At 69.2% G+C, this 15,975-nt stretch carries 16 protein-coding genes; 6 read left to right on the top strand and 10 right to left on the bottom strand.

Features of this window, described 5'->3' with window-relative positions; translation table 11 throughout:
• Positions 1-843, top strand: a complete 843-nt coding sequence (locus DIE17_RS06235; RefSeq protein ID WP_124486969.1) for a SirB1 family protein — start codon at positions 1-3, stop codon at positions 841-843.
• 78 nt (positions 844-921) lie between these two features.
• Here DIE17_RS06235 and DIE17_RS06240 read toward each other — a convergent pair whose 3' ends face one another.
• Entirely contained in the window at positions 922-1,680 is a 759-nt protein-coding gene (locus tag DIE17_RS06240) for an SDR family NAD(P)-dependent oxidoreductase (protein ID WP_124486970.1), read from the bottom strand.
• Positions 1,681-1,927: 247 nt separating this feature from the next.
• Positions 1,928-2,584, bottom strand: coding sequence for an FMN-dependent NADH-azoreductase (locus DIE17_RS06245; protein ID WP_124522994.1), 657 nt, complete (start codon positions 2,582-2,584; stop codon positions 1,928-1,930).
• A 113-nt stretch (positions 2,585-2,697) separates the two neighbouring features.
• On the opposite strand from DIE17_RS06245, the gene DIE17_RS06250 reads away from it, so the two are divergent.
• Positions 2,698-3,549: a LysR substrate-binding domain-containing protein gene (locus DIE17_RS06250; RefSeq protein WP_124522995.1), complete on the top strand. Its 852-nt coding sequence runs from the start codon at positions 2,698-2,700 to the stop codon at positions 3,547-3,549.
• A 134-nt stretch (positions 3,550-3,683) separates the two neighbouring features.
• Here DIE17_RS06250 and adk read toward each other — a convergent pair whose 3' ends face one another.
• The 4 genes from adk to lpxK all read right to left on the bottom strand — a co-directional run bounded on the left by adk (position 3,684) and on the right by lpxK (position 6,675).
• On the bottom strand, positions 3,684-4,346 hold the full coding sequence (gene adk / locus DIE17_RS06255; protein ID WP_044848575.1) for an adenylate kinase: 663 nt from the start codon (positions 4,344-4,346) through the stop codon (positions 3,684-3,686).
• 208 nt (positions 4,347-4,554) lie between these two features.
• Positions 4,555-5,346 (bottom strand): 3-deoxy-manno-octulosonate cytidylyltransferase, encoded by a 792-nt coding sequence (gene kdsB / locus DIE17_RS06260; RefSeq protein WP_044848576.1) that lies wholly within the window; start codon positions 5,344-5,346, stop codon positions 4,555-4,557.
• Positions 5,347-5,462: 116 nt separating this feature from the next.
• On the bottom strand, positions 5,463-5,666 hold the full coding sequence (locus DIE17_RS06265) for a Trm112 family protein (protein ID WP_006750935.1): 204 nt from the start codon (positions 5,664-5,666) through the stop codon (positions 5,463-5,465).
• Entirely contained in the window at positions 5,647-6,675 is a 1,029-nt protein-coding gene (gene lpxK, locus DIE17_RS06270) for a tetraacyldisaccharide 4'-kinase (protein ID WP_124522997.1), read from the bottom strand. The genes DIE17_RS06265 and lpxK overlap by 20 nt, the downstream gene beginning before the upstream one ends.
• Positions 6,676-7,125: 450 nt before the next feature.
• Between lpxK and xseA the strand changes: the two genes are divergently transcribed.
• Both xseA and sodB read left to right on the top strand, forming a co-directional pair.
• Positions 7,126-8,508, top strand: a complete 1,383-nt coding sequence (gene xseA, locus DIE17_RS06275; RefSeq protein WP_124522998.1) for an exodeoxyribonuclease VII large subunit — start codon at positions 7,126-7,128, stop codon at positions 8,506-8,508.
• Between the two features lie 240 nt (positions 8,509-8,748).
• Positions 8,749-9,327 carry a superoxide dismutase [Fe] gene (gene sodB / locus DIE17_RS06280; RefSeq protein WP_124486975.1) on the top strand — a complete coding sequence of 193 codons (579 nt, stop codon included), beginning with the start codon at positions 8,749-8,751 and terminating at the stop codon, positions 9,325-9,327.
• 110 nt (positions 9,328-9,437) lie between these two features.
• On the opposite strand, the gene chrA is transcribed toward sodB, so the two are convergent.
• Complete coding sequence (chrA, locus tag DIE17_RS06285) at positions 9,438-10,649, bottom strand: chromate efflux transporter (protein WP_124920757.1); 1,212 nt, start codon at positions 10,647-10,649, stop codon at positions 9,438-9,440.
• Between the two features lie 141 nt (positions 10,650-10,790).
• Positions 10,791-11,498, bottom strand: coding sequence for a Crp/Fnr family transcriptional regulator (locus tag DIE17_RS06290; protein WP_044848581.1), 708 nt, complete (start codon positions 11,496-11,498; stop codon positions 10,791-10,793).
• Between the two features lie 81 nt (positions 11,499-11,579).
• On the opposite strand from DIE17_RS06290, the gene DIE17_RS06295 reads away from it, so the two are divergent.
• Together DIE17_RS06295 and DIE17_RS06300 are read left to right on the top strand one after the other, a co-directional pair.
• Positions 11,580-12,104: a DUF962 domain-containing protein gene (locus DIE17_RS06295; protein ID WP_124523000.1), complete on the top strand. Its 525-nt coding sequence runs from the start codon at positions 11,580-11,582 to the stop codon at positions 12,102-12,104.
• A 240-nt stretch (positions 12,105-12,344) separates the two neighbouring features.
• Positions 12,345-12,959 carry a class I SAM-dependent methyltransferase gene (locus DIE17_RS06300; RefSeq protein ID WP_124486980.1) on the top strand — a complete coding sequence of 205 codons (615 nt, stop codon included), beginning with the start codon at positions 12,345-12,347 and terminating at the stop codon, positions 12,957-12,959.
• A 16-nt stretch (positions 12,960-12,975) separates the two neighbouring features.
• On the opposite strand, the gene DIE17_RS06305 is transcribed toward DIE17_RS06300, so the two are convergent.
• The gene (locus DIE17_RS06305; protein WP_044845572.1) at positions 12,976-14,250 is read right to left on the bottom strand and encodes an EAL domain-containing protein; all 1,275 of its coding nucleotides are present in this window, start codon (positions 14,248-14,250) and stop codon (positions 12,976-12,978) included.
• A 180-nt stretch (positions 14,251-14,430) separates the two neighbouring features.
• Entirely contained in the window at positions 14,431-15,870 is a 1,440-nt protein-coding gene (gene mdtD / locus DIE17_RS06310; RefSeq protein ID WP_044845573.1) for a multidrug transporter subunit MdtD, read from the bottom strand.
• Between the last annotated feature and the right edge of the window lie 105 nt (positions 15,871-15,975).

The raw sequence follows: 15,975 nt of genomic DNA on the forward strand, positions 1-15,975 counted from the left end.
ATGACCCGCGTCCTCGACTACTTCAGCACGCTCGTGGCGGACGACGACAGTCTGCCCGTCACGGAAACCGCGCTGTCGCTTGCGCAGGACGCGTATCCCGACCTCGACCTGCAGGGTACGCTGGCCGAAATCGACATCCTGGCCGCGCGGCTGAGCCGCCGGCTCGGCGACGATGCGGACCTGAAGGACCGCGTCGCCGCGCTCAACGCGTTCTTCTTCCGCGAACTCGGCTTCGCATGCAATCACAACGATTACTACGACCCCGATAACAGCCACCTGAACGCGGTGCTGAAGCGGCGGCGCGGGATTCCGATCTCGCTGTCGGTGTTGTACCTGGAGCTCGCCGAGCAGATCGGCGTGCCGGCGCGCGGCGTGTCGTTCCCCGGCCACTTCCTGCTGCGCGTGACGCTGCCGGACGGCGACCTAATCATCGATCCGACCAACGGCCATTCGCTGTCCGAGGCCGAGATGGTCGAGATGCTCGAGCCCTACGTCGCGCGTGCGGCGGGCGCGGTCGACAGCGCGTTGCGCGCGCTGCTGCAGCCGGCCACCAGCCGCGAGATCATCGCGCGGATGCTGCGCAACCTGAAGACGATCTATCTGCAGACGGAACGCTGGCAGCGGCTGCTCGCGGTGCAGCAGCGGCTCGTGATCCTGCTGCCGGAACAGCTCGACGAAGTGCGCGACCGCGGCTTCGCGTATGCGCGGCTCGACTACCTGCGCCCCGCGCTCGAGGATCTCGAGCAGTATCTCGGCGAGCGGCCCGATGCGGAGGACGCGACCGTCGTCGAGTCGCAGGTGACCGAGTTGCGGCAGCGGATGCAGCGCGACGGCGAGGACTGAGCCGTCGCAGTCTCACCGGCGCCCCGAACGTCGACACGCCCGCATCGCGGGCGTTTTTTTGCAGCTGCTTGCTTGCACTTACTTCGGCTGCATCCGGATCGCACCGTCGAGGCGGATCACTTCGCCGTTGAGCATCGGATTCTCGACGATCTGGCGCACCAGCATCGCGTATTCGTCCGGTTTGCCGAGCCGCGGCGGGAACGGCACCATCGCGCCGAGCGCGTCCTGCACGTCCTTCGGCATGCCGAGCAGCATCGGCGTCTCGAACAGCCCGGGCGCGATCGTCATCACGCGGATGCCGTGGCGCGACAGGTCGCGCGCGATCGGCAGCGTCATGCCAGCGACACCGGCCTTCGACGCCGCATACGCGGCCTGGCCGATCTGCCCGTCGTAGGCGGCGACCGACGCGGTGCTGACGATCACGCCGCGTTCGCCGCCGGCGTTCGGCGCGGTCGCGGCCATCGCGGCGGCCGCGAGCCGGATCATGTTGAAGGTGCCGACCAAGTTGACGTTGATCGTCTTCGCGAACACGTCGAGCGGATGCGCGCCGTCCTTGCCGACGGTTTTCGCGGCGGGCGCGATGCCCGCGCAATTCACGAGGCCGCGCAGCGTGCCCGCGCGCGTCGCGGCGTCGACGGCCGCCTGCGCATCGACCTCGCTCGATACGTCGCAGCGCACGAATACGCCGCCGAGTTCGCCCGCGAGCGCCGCGCCGGCTGCTTCGTTGAGGTCGGCGAGCACGACCTTGCCGCCGGCCTGAGCGAGCATGCGGGCCGTTCCGGCGCCGAGGCCCGATGCGCCGCCCGTGATCAGAAAGACGTTGTCGCGAATCTCCATCACTGTCTCCTTGGTTGGGTCCGATGCCGGTCGATCGGAGGCACGGCCGCCGCGCCGGTTCGTGCGGCGCACGTATTCGATCGATTGTACGGGGCGCCGCCGGATGCCGGCGAGACCGGCGCGGTCGTGCGAGGTCGTGCGAGGTCGGACGAAACGGATGGCGCAGGCGAAAAAAAGGTTCATCGAAGATTGCCGGCGAACACGTGGAAGACCGTCGGCGCTCGGCGGTCTCCAGCCGTTGGCCAGTTCAGCCGTCAACCGAAGCTGATGCTGAAGCCGCGTGTACCAGCGTCACTGCCTGTTCGCGCGCAGCCTCCCTGCCCGCGTGATCGATTTCGGGTCCAAACAGCGTTTTCTCGACGACGATCGATTCGATGTCGGTGATACCGATGAAGCGCAGCCACGCCTCAAGAAACGGCCGCTGATAGTCGAACGACTCGGCGGGCGTGCTCGATTGCCTTGAATAGTCGAGGCCTCTCGCATAGATCACGACGGCTTTCTTGCCGTTCAGCAATCCCGCCAACCCACGCTCGTCGAATGAGAAGAGGAGGCCGCGGTGGGACACGGCGTCGATGAAATGCTTGAGTTTGTACGGGATGGAAAAATTCCACAGCGGCACGGAGAACAGCAGCGTATCCGCGTCGTGCATCCGCTGCGCCAGCTGGCGGAAATCCGCCCACGCTTGCTGCTGGCCTTCGCTGAGCGGCGTACCGCTCAAGTCCGCGTATTTGGCATCGAGCGCATCGCCGTCGAGTTCCGGCAATTGCGTCGCCCACAGGTCGAGCACGTCGACCCGATGCTCCGGATGCGCGTCGCGCCAGGCTTCCAGATACGCGTGCGCAACGTCGAGTGATGCGGACCGCGACTTGCGCGGGGACGATTCGATATGAAGCAAGGTCGACATGGAACGACTCCTGACGGGTTGACGGCCCTCATCAGAACATAGTTCGATTCGAAATATAAACGAAGTATCATCACGCTACTCAGTAGCATTCGCACTGTATTGCGGGACATCTCATGTTCGATACCGTTTTGCTGCGCTCCTTCGTGGCCGTCGTCCAGGAAGGCGGGTTCACGCATGCCGCGGCCCGTCTGAATCTGACGCAGTCCGCGGTCAGCGCGCATCTGCGCCGCCTGGAAAAACAGGTCGGCCGTGACCTGCTCGTGCGCACCACGCGCTCGGTCGCGCTCACGGTGGACGGCGAGCTGCTGCTGGGTTACGCGCGCGCCATCCTCGCGCTCAATCAGGACGCGCGGGCGCAACTGCTGCGCGAACCGAGCGCGGGCACGATCCGCGTGGGTCTGTCGGAAGACCTCGCCAACGTCAGGCTGATGCATGTGATGAAGGCGTTTGCCGGGCGGTACCCGCGCATCGCATTCAGCATCAGAGTGGGTATCCCGGGCGATCTGCTCCAGGCGCTGGATCACGGTGAACTGGATGTGGTGATGGGCGGGCGCTGCCACGGCGGGCCCGCCGGACGCGTGCTCTGGCGCGAGCCGCTCGTGTGGGCCGGTGCGGATTGGGCGTCGCTCACGCCCGGCGTACCGGTGCCGATTGCGCTGCTGCCGGAACCCTGCCCGTATCGCGAGGCCTCGCTGGCAGCACTGGCCCGAGCGGGCGTGGATTACCGGATCGTGCTCGTGTGCCCGAGCGGCGCCGGCCTGTGCGCCGCCGCGCACGCGGGCCTTGCGGTGACGCCAATCGTGCACACACAACTTGCGCACGGCTTGCGTGCGATTCCGCCGGATGCCGGCCTGCCGGCCCTGCCCGATGTCGAGTTCACGATGTTCGCGGTGCCGGGCGCGTCGGCCAGGGTTGTCGATGAACTGGGCAACGCGATCGTGCTGGCGTTCGCGCACAACGGGTGACCACGTTCATCGCGGCGACAGCGTTGGGATTTGCGCGGCCAGAGGCACATGCATCGTCGCCGGTTCACGCAATTCCACGATGAACCAAAAAAAAGCCGCCCCGAAAGGGCGGCTTGCGGTGCATGACGCGGTGCTTACTTCAGTGCGTCGAACGCACGCTCGCGGATTTCGTCCACGCTGCCGAGGCCCGAGATCTTGCGATACTGCGGGGCCTTCAGGCCGTTTTCCTCGCCGCGCTGCGCCCAGTCGCCGTAGTACGTGATCAGCGGCTTGGTCTGCGCTTCGTACACTTCGAGACGCTTCAGGACGGTTTCTTCCTTGTCGTCGTCGCGCTGGATCAGCGGTTCGCCCGTCACGTCGTCCTTGCCCTCGACCTTCGGCGGGTTGAACTTCACGTGGTACGTGCGGCCCGATGCCGGGTGCGTGCGGCGGCCGCTCATGCGCTCGACGATCTCCGAGAACGGGACGTCGATTTCGAGCACGTAGTCGATCGCGACGCCGGCTTCCTTCATCGCGTCAGCCTGCGCGATCGTGCGCGGGAAGCCGTCGAACAGGTAGCCGTTCGCGCAGTCGGCTTCCTTCAGGCGCTCCTTCACGAGGCCGATGATCAGCGCGTCCGGCACGAGCTTGCCGGCGTCCATGTAGCCCTTCGCCTCGACGCCGAGCGGCGAGCCGGCCTTGACGGCCGCGCGCAGCATGTCGCCCGTCGAGATTTGCGGGATGCCGAACTTTTCCTTGATGAAGTTTGCCTGGGTACCCTTGCCCGCGCCGGGCGCACCCAACAGGATCAAACGCATGGTGATATCTCCGGTATGTAGATTCGTGTGGCGAGACGCAAAAGCGTCGGCGACAGCGTGCGCGGGGCTTGTCTTGCGCGCGGCGGACCGGTCTGATGCGGCGCGTCGGCGAAAGGCGACGCGCGGCTGCCGGGACGGGCCGTGGCAGGGTCAAGCTAGGACGCGCGGGTCGCGGACGGCTCGCACAATCGCCTGATTATGCCACGGGTTATTTTGAACCCGGCCGAAAAAGGGCCTGCACGCGTGCGAGATCGGCCGGCGTATCGATGCCGGCTTCGGGTGCATGCTCGGTGATCAGCACCGCGATGCGCTCGCCGTGCCACATCGCGCGCAGCTGTTCGAGCTGCTCGGCCTGCTCGATCGGCGCCTGCGCGAGCGACGGATAGGTGCGCAGGAAACGCGCGCGATAGGCGTAGAGTCCGATGTGGCGATAGACCGGAAAGGCCGGTGCGGGCATGGCCGCGACGTCGGGCCAGTGCGGTTGGTACGCATCGCGGCTCCACGGAATCGGCGCGCGCGAGAAGTACATCGCGACGTTGCGCGCGTCGAGCGCGACCTTCACGATGTTCGGATTGAACACGTCGGCCGCGTCGTGGATCGGGTGCGCGGCGGTCGCGATCGCGCAGTCCGGGTGCGCGGCGAGGTGCGACGCTACGTCGCGGACGAGCGCCGGGTCGATCAGCGGCTCGTCGCCCTGCACGTTGACGACGACGGTGTCGTCGCTCCACCCGAACGTCGCGGCGACTTCCGCGAGCCGGTCGGTGCCGGACGGATGGTCGGCACGCGTCAGCACCGCTTCGAAACCGTGCTCGCGGGCCGCATCGAGCACGCTCTGCGCGTCGGACGCGACGAGCACCTGCTGCGCGCCCGCTTCGCGCGCGCGCTCGGCGACGCGCACGACCATCGGCTTGCCGCCGAGATCGGCGAGCGGCTTGTTCGGCAGGCGCGTCGACGCGAGCCGGGCAGGAATGACGGCGATGAAGGGCTGCGGATGAGTCATCGGGGCTGAGCGGTGAGAAGAGCGGGGCGGGCGGCGCGTCGAAGGCGGGCCGCCCGGCAGGGCCGGCACGCGGCCGCGAAGAAGCGCGGCCGGGCGCCGGTGCAGCGGTGCGGCGTTTAGCTGCCGGCCGGGCCGGCGGGGTCGACCGGCGTGCCTTCGACGGTCTGGCGTGCTTCGTCGACGAGCATCACGGGGATGCCGTCGCGGATCGGGTAGGCGAGCTTGTCCGCGTTGCAGATCAGCTCCTGCGCGGCGCGGTCATAGTGGAGCGGGCCTTTGCAGATAGGGCACACAAGGATTTCAAGCAGGCGAGCGTCCACGGAGTTTCTCCACAACGAGGGCAATGAGGCGAGGATCGAGCGCGGCTTCGACGGGGACGACCCACAGCCGAGCGTCGCGCCAGGAAGCGCCCAATTTTACTGCATCCTTCTCGGTGATCAGGATCGCATCGACCGCGTCGTCGACGAACGGATTGTCGGCGAACGCGTAATGGTCGGGCAGCGGGCGCGTCGCCGGCGCGAGGCCGGCCGCACGCAGCGTCGCGAAGAAGCGTTCCGGCGCGCCGATGCCGGCCGCGGCGAGCACGCGCTCGTGCGCGAACTGCGACAGCGGGCGGCGCAGCGCCGGCTGGTCGAGGTGCCACGCGGCGCCCGGCGTGAGCGCGAGCGCATAGGTGTCGGGCCACGGCGGCAGCGCGCCGCTGTACGGATCGTTGACGAGCGTTGCGTCGCGGTGGCGCGACAGCGGCTCGCGCAGCGGCCCGGCCGGCAGCAGGAAGCCGTTGCCGCCGAGCCGGTGGTCGAACACGACGAGCTCGACCGTGCGCGCGAGGCGGTAGTGCTGGAGGCCGTCGTCGCTGACGATCACGTCGACGTCCGGGTGCGCGGCGCGCAACGCCTGCGCGGCCGCGACGCGGTCGGGGCACACCCACACGGGCGCGCCGGTGCGGCGCGCGATCAGCAGCGGTTCGTCGCCGGCCGCGCTCGCGCGCGACGCGGGCGTGACCGCGGTGGGCGCCTTCACGTTCGCGCCGTAGCCGCGCGACACGACGCCCGGCGTGAAGCCGGCAGCGCGCAGTGCGTCGACGAGCGCGATCACGGTCGGCGTCTTGCCGGTGCCGCCGACGGTCACGTTGCCGACCACGACGACGGGCACGCCGACGTCGACCGGTTGTTTCCAGCCCTGCGCGTAGGCCGTGCGGCGCAGCGCCGCGCACAGGCCGAACACGCACGCGAACGGCGTGAGCGCCCATGCGAGGGCGCCGCGTCGCTGCCATTCGCGCGTGAGGCGCGCTTCGAGCCGCGCGAGCGGGCCGCCGGGCGCGCTCATCGGGCCGGGCGCGGCGCGTCTTGCGCCGCGGCGTGGTACGGATTCGTCAAGACGGATTCTCCGTGGGGCGGCGCATGCCGCAAGGGGTTCGGAAGGCGGCACTCTAGCGCGCCGCACGCGGGCGCGGCAAGCGCGGCCGGGCGACGCACCCGATGGGGCCGGAACGGAACGGGCTGTGGATAACTCTGTGAAAAACTCCCGGCCTGTCCGCGTGAAACGCCCGCCGGGCGGACATCGAATCGGCGGCAAATCAAACTGCAAGGTTTAAAAAACTATAAAAATCAATGTGTTGTGAGGAATCGTCTGGGTTTTTCCGCGGTTTTGAAGCGTTTTTGATGGACGATTGCCAGAGTGTGGACACCTTTCAAATGGTGCAGCGCGGGCGGCCGGCGCTGGACGTCGCGCGCGTGTCGGACTATCGTGTCGCCGCCAGCATTCATCCGACCGCCCATGCTTTCCGACTCTCCTTTTTCCGCTCCCGGCGCGACCCGCGGCGGCGACGAAGTGATTCCCGTTTCGGCGCTCAATCGCGCGATTTCGACGATGCTCGAGCGCTCGTTTCCGCTGCTGTGGATTTCGGGCGAAGTGTCGAATTTCACGCGCGCCGCGAGCGGCCACTGGTATTTCTCGATCAAGGACCAGCAGGCGCAGATGCGCTGCGTGATGTTCCGCGGTCGCGCGCAGTACGCGGAATTCACGCCGCGCGAAGGCGACCGGATCGAGGTGCGCGCGGTCGTCACGATGTACGAGCCGCGCGGCGAAGTGCAGCTCAACGTCGAGGCCGTGCGGCGTACCGGCCAGGGGCGCCTGTACGAGGCGTTCCTGCGGCTGAAGGCGCAACTCGAGGCCGAAGGCCTGTTCGCGCCCGAGCGCAAGCGGCCGCTGCCGGCGCACCCGCGCGCGATCGGCATCGTCACGTCGCTGCAGGCCGCCGCGCTGCGCGACGTGCTGACCACGCTCGCGCGCCGCGCGCCGCACATCCCGGTGATCGTCTATCCGGCGCCCGTGCAGGGTGCGGGCTCGGCCGAGAAGCTCGTCGCGGCCGTGCAGGCGGCGAACGCGCGGCGCGAGGTCGACGTGCTGCTGGTCTGTCGCGGCGGCGGGTCGATCGAGGATCTGTGGTCGTTCAACGACGAAGCGCTCGCGCGTGCGATCGCGGCGAGCGAACTGCCGGTCGTCAGCGGCGTCGGCCACGAAACCGATTTCACGATCGCGGACTTCGCGGCCGACCTGCGCGCGCCGACGCCGACCGGCGCGGCCGAGCTCGCGAGTCCGCAGCGCGCGTTGCTGTTGCGCGAGGTGGCCGACCGGCAGCGCGCGCTTGCGCGCTGCCTGGAACGCGGGCTCGAGCAGCGCGCGCAGCAGCTCGACTGGCTCGCGCGCCGGCTCGTCAGCCCGGCCGAGCGGCTGCAGCGGCAGCGCACCCACGTCGAGCAACTGGCGGTGCGGCTCGCCTCGGCCGCGTCGCGGCCGGTGCGCGACGCGCGTGCGCGTTTCGCGCTCGCGCAATTGCGCTGGCAGCGCGCGCGGCCCGACCCGGCGCAGGCGCGTCAGGCACTCGCCGGGCTGTCGCAACGTCTCGCGGTGGCGCTGCAGCGCCGTCACGAGCGCGATACGGCGCGCGTGTCGGCCTGCGCGGCGCGGCTCGAGGTGCTGAGCCCGCAGCGCACGCTCGAGCGCGGCTACGCGGCGCTGATCGACACGCAGACCGGCCGCGCGGTGCGCGCGCCGAATGCGCTGAAACCGCAGCGCCGCCTGACCGTGCATCTCGCCGAAGGCTCGGCCGACGTATCGCTCGCCGACGTGCAGCCGCGGCTGACCGACACGATCTGACGGCGGCGGCGTAAGCGGAACGAAGGTCGCGCGTCCTGCGCTCCGGATGGTCCGGCGCCCGGCGCGGGAACGGATGCTGCGCATCCGTCTTCTGGTCCTGCCGGATGAAGCGGGAACGCCGATTTTCTGCATACCGCGGATAAATGCCCGTGAGTTTGCGGGGATATTCGGACTCGCCTACAATCGGACGCTCGGCAGCATTCAACACAGCCTCCCTACATACTCAACGAAGGAATCGCCATGGCTCATACGCTCCCGCCGCTCCCGTACGCTGAAGACGCACTCGCGCCGACCATCTCGAAAGAGACGATCGAGTACCACTACGGCAAGCATCATCAGGCTTATGTGACGAACCTGAACAATCTGATCCCGGGCACGGAATTCGAAAACCTGTCGCTGGAAGAGATCGTGAAGAAGTCGTCGGGCGGCATCTTCAACAACGCCGCGCAAATCTGGAACCACACGTTCTTCTGGAACAGCCTGTCGCCGAACGGCGGCGGCGCACCGTCGGGCGCGCTGGGCGACGCGATCAACGCGAAGTGGGGTTCGTACGACGCGTTCAAGGAAGCGTTCTCGAAGGCCGCGGTCGGCACGTTCGGTTCGGGCTGGGCATGGCTCGTGAAGAAGGCCGACGGTTCGCTCGACATCGTGTCGACGAGCAACGCCGCCACGCCGCTGACGACGGCCGACAAGCCGCTGCTGACGATCGACGTGTGGGAACACGCGTATTACATCGACTACCGCAACGCACGTCCGAAGTTCGTCGAAGCGTTCTGGAACATCGTGAACTGGGACTTCGCAGCGAAGAACTTCGCGTAAGTCCATGCGTACTGCGCGCCGTTGCGGCGCGCGGCACCCGAAGAAAAGCCCTCGTCACGAGGGCTTTTTTGTTTTTGTCGGGCGGGAATCGATGCGTGGCACTTGCCGGATCAGGCGAGCGCCGTCGCCAACCAGCCGAGCGCCGCGCTCGCGATCACGACGGCCCACGGCGGCACCCGCCAGAACACGAGCGCGACGAACGCGACGAGCGCCGCCGCGAAGTCGCGCGGCGACACGATCGTCTCGCTCCACACCGGGTGATACAGCGCGGCGAGCAGCAGCCCGACCACAGCCGCGTTTACGCCCGCGAGCGCGGCCTGCATGCGTGTGCTGCGGCGCAGGCGTTCCCAGAACGGCGCGGTGCCCGCGACGAGCAGGAACGACGGCGCGAAGATCGACACGAGCGCGATCGTCCCGCCGAGCCAGCCGTTCGGCGCGTCGCGCAGCGACGCACCGAGGAACGCCGAGAACGTGAAGAGCGGCCCCGGCACGGCCTGCGCGACACCGTAGCCGGCGAGGAACGCCGAATCGCCGACCCAGCCCGGCGCGACGACGGCCGCCTGCAGCAGCGGCAGCACGACGTGCCCGCCGCCGAACACCAGCGCGCCGGTGCGAAAGAATGCGTCGGCCACCGCGAGGGTATGCGAATGCAGCGCGCCCGCCGCGAACGGCAACGCGACGAGCAATGCGGCGAACAGCACGAGCCACAGCGCACCCGCGCGATGCGACACGTGCAGCGGCAGCGGATCGTGCGCGCCGCGCTCGGGCTGCGGCAACAGTACGAGCCCGGCCGCGCCGGCCGCGACGATCACGGCCACCTGCAGCCATGCGGCCGGCACGAGCAGCGCGAGGCAGGCTGCGACCGCCATCAGCGTGGCGCGGCGCGTATCCGGGCACAGCGTGCGCGCCATGCCCCACACCGCCTGCGCGATCACCGCGACCGACACGATCCGCAGCCCGTGCAGCGCGCCGGCCGCGACCGGCATCCGCGCAGCGTGCATGCCGAGTGCGAACAGCATCATCAGCAGCGCCGACGGCAGCGTGAAGCCGAGCCATGCGGCGAACATTCCCGCATAACCCGCGCGCGACAGGCCGATCGCCATCCCGACCTGGCTGCTCGCCGGCCCCGGCAGGAACTGGCACAGGCCGACGAGATCGGCATACGCGCGTTCGGTCAGCCAGCCGCGCCGCGTGACGAACGCGTCGCGGAAGTAGCCGAGATGCGCGACGGGCCCGCCGAACGACGTGAGGCCGAGCCGCAGGAACGCGACGAAGACAGGCCACGCGTGGCGGGAAGGGGCGGTAAGGGTGGACGTGTTCAAGCGCGTATGCGGGGAGAAGGACGAACGAGCCGCCACGATAGCGCGAAGCGATGACGGCGGGAATGCGGCGTTGCGGCGATCGCTCGATGGCGTCACGACGGGCGCGTCAGGACGGAGGCGGCGCGTCGTCAGTGCGTGCCGTCAGTGAGTGCCGTCAGGCAGCCCGCTCGCCCGGCGCAGCGCATCGACATCGACGAGTTCGATCTCGCCGACATGCAGCCGCACGACGCCGTCGGCCTGCAGCGCCTTCAGCAGCTGGTTGGTGGTCTGCCGTGTGAGCGACAGCATCGCCGCGAGCTTTTCCTGCGACAGCCGGATGCGCGTGCGGCCGGCGCTGATCCCGCCGTAGCCGTCGGCGATCATCAGCAGCCGTGCGGCAAGCCGCTGCGCGGCCGGCATCACGCTCATCGATTCGACGGTCAGGAAGCTCAGCCGGAGCTTTTGCGCCATCAGCAGCGCGAACTGCCGCCAGTATTGCGGCGTCGTGTCGAGAATCGCGAGCAGCGCGCGCTGCGGGACGTGCAGCAGCAGCGTGTCGTCGAGCGCGATCGCGTCGTGCGTGCGCGGCTGGCCGTCGAACAGCGCGATCTCGCCGAACCACGTGACGGGTTCGGCGACCGTCAGCAGCGCTTCCTTGCCCTGCGGATCGACCGCGCCTATGGTGAGGGCGCCGGCCAGCACCGCATACAGCCCGCATGGCGGGTCGCCGCGGCGGAACAGCGCGTGGCCGGCCGGCAGGTGCCGCAACGCGGCGCGGGCGAGCAGGTCGTCGCGCAACGCCCGCGGCAGCGCGGCGAACCACGGGTGCGCTTCGATCTGCGGCAGGTACGGGGCGAGCGGCGAGGGCATGGGCACGCGATGTCGGGTAGCTGACAGAGGTTCCTGGGCGTGACGCGCATCATAGCGCCCAATGATCGTTCAGGAGACGCCATGAAGACGCTCGAAGACCACCTTTCCCAGTATGCGGCCTACCATCGCGACGCGCGCAACATCGCGACGCATCTGGTCGGCATTCCGATGATCGTGTTCGCGGTCGAGGTGCTGCTGTCGCGGCCGGCGCTCGGCACGCTGGCCGGTGTCGCGCTGTCGCCGGCGCTGCTGCTCGCCGTGGCGTTCGCGGTGTTCTACCTGCGCCTCGACCTGCGCTTCGGGGCGGTCATGACCGCGCTGTTCGCCCTCGGCCTGTGGGCCGCGCAGACGCTCGCGCTGCTGCCGACCGCGCAATGGCTCGGGATCGGCATCGGCGCGTTCGTGGTCGGCTGGATCGTACAGTTCGTCGGGCACTGGTTCGAGGGGCGCAAGCCCGCGTTCGTCGACGATCTGGTCGGGCTGATGGTCGGGCCGCTGTTCGTCGTCGCCGAAGTCGCGTTTTTCGCGGGCCTGCGCGGCGACGTGCGCCGCGAGGTCGAGCGGCGCGCGGGGCCCGTGCACGGCGGCGCGCATTCGCATATCTGACGCGTCGGCCGCGCCGGCCTGCGGGTTCGGCGCGGACGCGGTCGGCTGCGCCCTCGGCGGCCGGTTCGCGGCGGCATCGCGGCCGGCCCTGGCGCGGCGATGCGCCGTGGGCCGAACTGACCGCGCCGGCGACCTGCGAGCGGCGCGGGGCCGCGCGTCGCCCGCCATCCCACGCGCGACGCGCAACGGCTAAGATGCGGGGTGCGTCGCACGACAGGACGCGTACGCGGAGCAATCGCCATGGTGGATCGCCCGACTCTCGATGCCTACGAAGCCCATGCCGCGCAATACGCGCAGGACTGGCTCGACCAGGCCGCCCCCGACGACATGTATGCACTGCTCGAGCAGTATTTCTCGCCCGGGCCGACGGCCGACGTCGGCTGCGGTGCGGGACGCGACGCCGCGTGGCTCGCTTCGCGCGGATTCGACGTGCGCGGCTACGATGCGAGCGCCGCGCTGCTCGCCGAGGCGCGCTTGCGCCACCCGTCGCTGACCTTCGAGCTGGCTGCGCTGCCGGCGCTCGCCGGCGTGCCGGCCGGCGCGTTTCGAAACGTGTTGTGCGAGACGGTCGTCATGCACCTCGAACAGGCGGATGCTGCAGCGGCGGCCGCGCGGCTGGCCGGGTTGCTGATGCCCGGCGGCACGTTGTACCTGAGCTGGCGGGTGGCCGGCAACGGCGCGCTGCGCGACGAGCGCGGCCGCTTGTATACGCCGCTCGATTCGGCGCGCATGCATGCGGCGCTCGGCGCCGGCATGCACGTGATCGACGAGCACGAGGTGGTCAGCGCGTCGTCCGGCAAGCGCGTGCACCGGCTGATCGCGCGCCGCGCCAACGCCCTCGACGGCGCCGCGTGAGCGCGGCCGCGCGAACTCATTCGCGGCTGAGTGCCGCTTCCCAGTTGATGTCGACGCACAGCACCTGCATGCCGGTCGCGGCCGGCGCGGCGATCGATGCGGTCACGCACAGGTGCGCTTCGTTGATCGACAGGTACGGCGGCGTCAGATGCACGCGGCCGGGCGCGCGCATCGCGTGGATGAAGTAGGGGCGGCGCTCCCAGCTCGCGCCTTCCGAATGCAGCAGCGGCCGGAAGCGCTTCGCCCGCTGCGAGACGCTGCCGCGCGCGAGCACGTTGTCGCCGATCTGGCGGCCCGATGCATCGAGCAGGAAGCAGCGCGCGGTTTCCGGCAACCCGAGCACGGCGCCGGCCGCGTCGATCAGCGATTCGCCCGCGACGAGCTTCCGGCTGGCTTCCTCCAGCGCGGCGACATACGGCGCGAGGCGTTCGGCCTGCGTGCGCTCGCGTTGCGCGACGCGCAGCCGCAACGCGGCCGACAGCGTATCCATGCAGCCTGCGGCGGCCTGCGGTTGCACGGGGTCGACGCTCGGCCCCGCGAAGTACTGTCCCTGCACGAAATCGACGTCGCATTCGAGCGCGATCATCGCGTCGCGCTCGGTCGAGAGCCCGCCCATCAGCACGAGCTGGCCGGATTCGTGCAGCAGCGACACGAGCCCGGGCAGTACGCGCTCGAGATGCGAGTGTTCGCTCGCCTGCGCGAGGATCCCGCGGTCGAGCGTGACGATGTCGGGGTGCAGGTGCCACACGCGGTCGATGTTCGAATGTTTCGCGCCGAAGCCGCCGAGCGCGATCAGGAAGCCGGCCTTGCGCAGCCCGTCGACGATCGCCGCATAGCGCGGCGTCTCGCCGCCCGCCTGCTCGGGCACCTCGAGCACCACGCGATGCGGCGGCAGGCCGAGCGCCTTCAGGTTCGCGAGCAGGGCGTCGCCGTAGACGGTGTCCATCAGCGCCGCCGGGTGCAGGCTCAGGAAGAGCCATTCGTCGTGACTGTCGAACGCGTGGAAGTTGCCGAGATGCAGCGATTCGGCGAGCCGGCCGAGCTCGAGCAGGTCGCCGCGCCGCGCCGCCTGCGTGAACACCTCGTGCGACGCGACCTGGCGGCTGTCCTCGTCGTGCGCGCGCAGCGACGCGTGATAGCCGATCGCGCGGCGGTGTGACACCGAGAAAACGGGCTGGAACACGCTGAACACGGTGTATGCGCCGTACAGCACGGTGCGCCGCTTCCCGTCGTCGCCGGCGACGGGGCGGGGCGGCTGGAAGCCGGGTGGATCGATGTCGATCATGCTCATGATGTCGGCCGAAGGAAGACTGCCAGTTTACCTACAGAATAGGCGAGCAAGAAGCATGCACGGCATCGTGCCCCGTGCGGCGGGCCGTCGCGGCCGGCAGGGCGCGCGCGGTGCAGCCGTGCTGCACCGACATGGTGCGCGGCGCGCCGCCGTGGCGATTGTGGCGGCGCGCGCCGTGCGTCACGCGCGTTCGGACGGATCGGTCTTGTGCTGCGTGCCGCCGCGGATGTCGGGCGCGAGTTGCGCGAAGATCCACGCGGACGCGGCCGTGATGATCCCGACACAGATGAAGGTCGCATGGAACGCGGGCAGCGTGTTGCTCGGCGTCACCGTGCGCAGCATCCCGGTGAAGGTGGCCAGCAGCGCGCCCGCGACCGTGACGCCGAGGCTCATCGACAGCATCTGCACGAGCGAGAACAGGCTGTTGCCGCTGCTCGCGCCGCCGGTGCCGAGATCCTTCAGCGTCAGCGTGTTCATCGCGGTGAACTGCATCGAGTTGAAGCCGCCGAACAGCGCGAGATGGACGACCTTCACCCACACCGGCACCGTGTCGCGCATCAGCGCGAAGCTCGCCATCATCACCCCGACCATGATCGTGTTCGCGAGCAGCACCTTGCGGTAGCCGTGCTGCGTGATCAGGCGCGTGATGATCCGTTTCGAGAACATCCCGGCCGCCGCGACCGGCAGCATCATCAGCCCGGCCTCGAATGCCGAATAGCCCAGGCTCACCTGCAGCAGCAGCGGGATCAGGTACGGCATCGCGCCGCTGCCGATCCGTGCGAACAGGTTGCCGAGCAGGCCGACGCTGAACGTATGGATCTTGAACAGCTCGAGCGAGAAGATCGGCTGCGGCGCGCGCACCGCGTACAGCCCGTACGCGACGAAGCACGCGAGGCTCAGGATCAGCAGCACGAGCACGGCTGCATGCTGCATCCCGAGATCGGCGAGCCCGTCGAGCGACAGCGAGATAGCGACCATCCCGATCGTCAGCAGCAGATAGCCCTTCAGGTCGAAGCGGCCGACGGCCGGGTTGCGCGCGTCGGGCATCGAGTAGAAGGTCGCGACGCAGCCGGCGACGCCCACCGGCACGTTGATCAGGAAGATCCAGTGCCACGACGCGATCTTCACGAGCCAGCCGCCGAGCGTCGGCCCGATCAGCGGCCCGATCAGCCCGGGAACCGCGACGAACGACAGTGCGGGCAGGTAGCGTTCGGCCGGGAAGGTGCGCAGCACGGCCAGCCGCCCGACCGGCAGCAGCATCGCGCCGCCCACCCCCTGCACGACGCGGAACACGACGAGCTGTGACAGCGTATGCGCATTCGCGCACAGCAGCGAACCGAGCGAGAACACCAGGATCGCGCTGAAGAACACGCGCCGCGTGCCGAACGTGTCCGCGAGCCAGCCCGAGACGGGAATCATCACCGCCATCGTCAGCGAGTAGGCGATCACGACCGACTGCATCCGCAGCGGCGATTCGCCGAGACTCACTGCCATCGACGGCAGCGCCGTGTTGACGATCGTCGCATCGAGCGTCTGCATGAAGAAGCCCGTCGCAACGAGCCAGAGCATTATGGTGAGGTTCTTTTCGCCGGGAGCGGCGGCGGGCGGACGTTGGAACATGGGGACGGACCGGTGGCGCGGGACAGCCGCCATTGTAGGCAAAGCCGCCGTGCCACGCAGGATCGGTCCGGACGCCTGTCCGGCGGCGGACCGATACAGTTCAGT

It is taken from the genome of Burkholderia sp. Bp9099, from assembly GCF_003857805.1.
Lineage (GTDB): Bacteria > Pseudomonadota > Gammaproteobacteria > Burkholderiales > Burkholderiaceae > Burkholderia.

Coding starts and splice junctions, on each gene's coding strand:
- DIE17_RS06290 (WP_044848581.1), bottom strand. CDS start 11,498: ATGCCCTCGCCGCTCGCCCCGTACCTGCCGCAGATCGAAGCGCACCCG.
- DIE17_RS06240 (WP_124486970.1), bottom strand. CDS start 1,680: ATGGAGATTCGCGACAACGTCTTTCTGATCACGGGCGGCGCATCGGGC.
- xseA (WP_124522998.1), top strand. CDS start 7,126: ATGCTTTCCGACTCTCCTTTTTCCGCTCCCGGCGCGACCCGCGGCGGC.
- sodB (WP_124486975.1), top strand. CDS start 8,749: ATGGCTCATACGCTCCCGCCGCTCCCGTACGCTGAAGACGCACTCGCG.
- kdsB (WP_044848576.1), bottom strand. CDS start 5,346: ATGACTCATCCGCAGCCCTTCATCGCCGTCATTCCTGCCCGGCTCGCG.
- lpxK (WP_124522997.1), bottom strand. CDS start 6,675: ATGAGCGCGCCCGGCGGCCCGCTCGCGCGGCTCGAAGCGCGCCTCACG.
- DIE17_RS06245 (WP_124522994.1), bottom strand. CDS start 2,584: ATGTCGACCTTGCTTCATATCGAATCGTCCCCGCGCAAGTCGCGGTCC.
- DIE17_RS06250 (WP_124522995.1), top strand. CDS start 2,698: ATGTTCGATACCGTTTTGCTGCGCTCCTTCGTGGCCGTCGTCCAGGAA.
- DIE17_RS06300 (WP_124486980.1), top strand. CDS start 12,345: ATGGTGGATCGCCCGACTCTCGATGCCTACGAAGCCCATGCCGCGCAA.
- DIE17_RS06235 (WP_124486969.1), top strand. CDS start 1: ATGACCCGCGTCCTCGACTACTTCAGCACGCTCGTGGCGGACGACGAC.
- DIE17_RS06295 (WP_124523000.1), top strand. CDS start 11,580: ATGAAGACGCTCGAAGACCACCTTTCCCAGTATGCGGCCTACCATCGC.
- adk (WP_044848575.1), bottom strand. CDS start 4,346: ATGCGTTTGATCCTGTTGGGTGCGCCCGGCGCGGGCAAGGGTACCCAG.
- mdtD (WP_044845573.1), bottom strand. CDS start 15,870: ATGTTCCAACGTCCGCCCGCCGCCGCTCCCGGCGAAAAGAACCTCACC.
- DIE17_RS06305 (WP_044845572.1), bottom strand. CDS start 14,250: ATGAGCATGATCGACATCGATCCACCCGGCTTCCAGCCGCCCCGCCCC.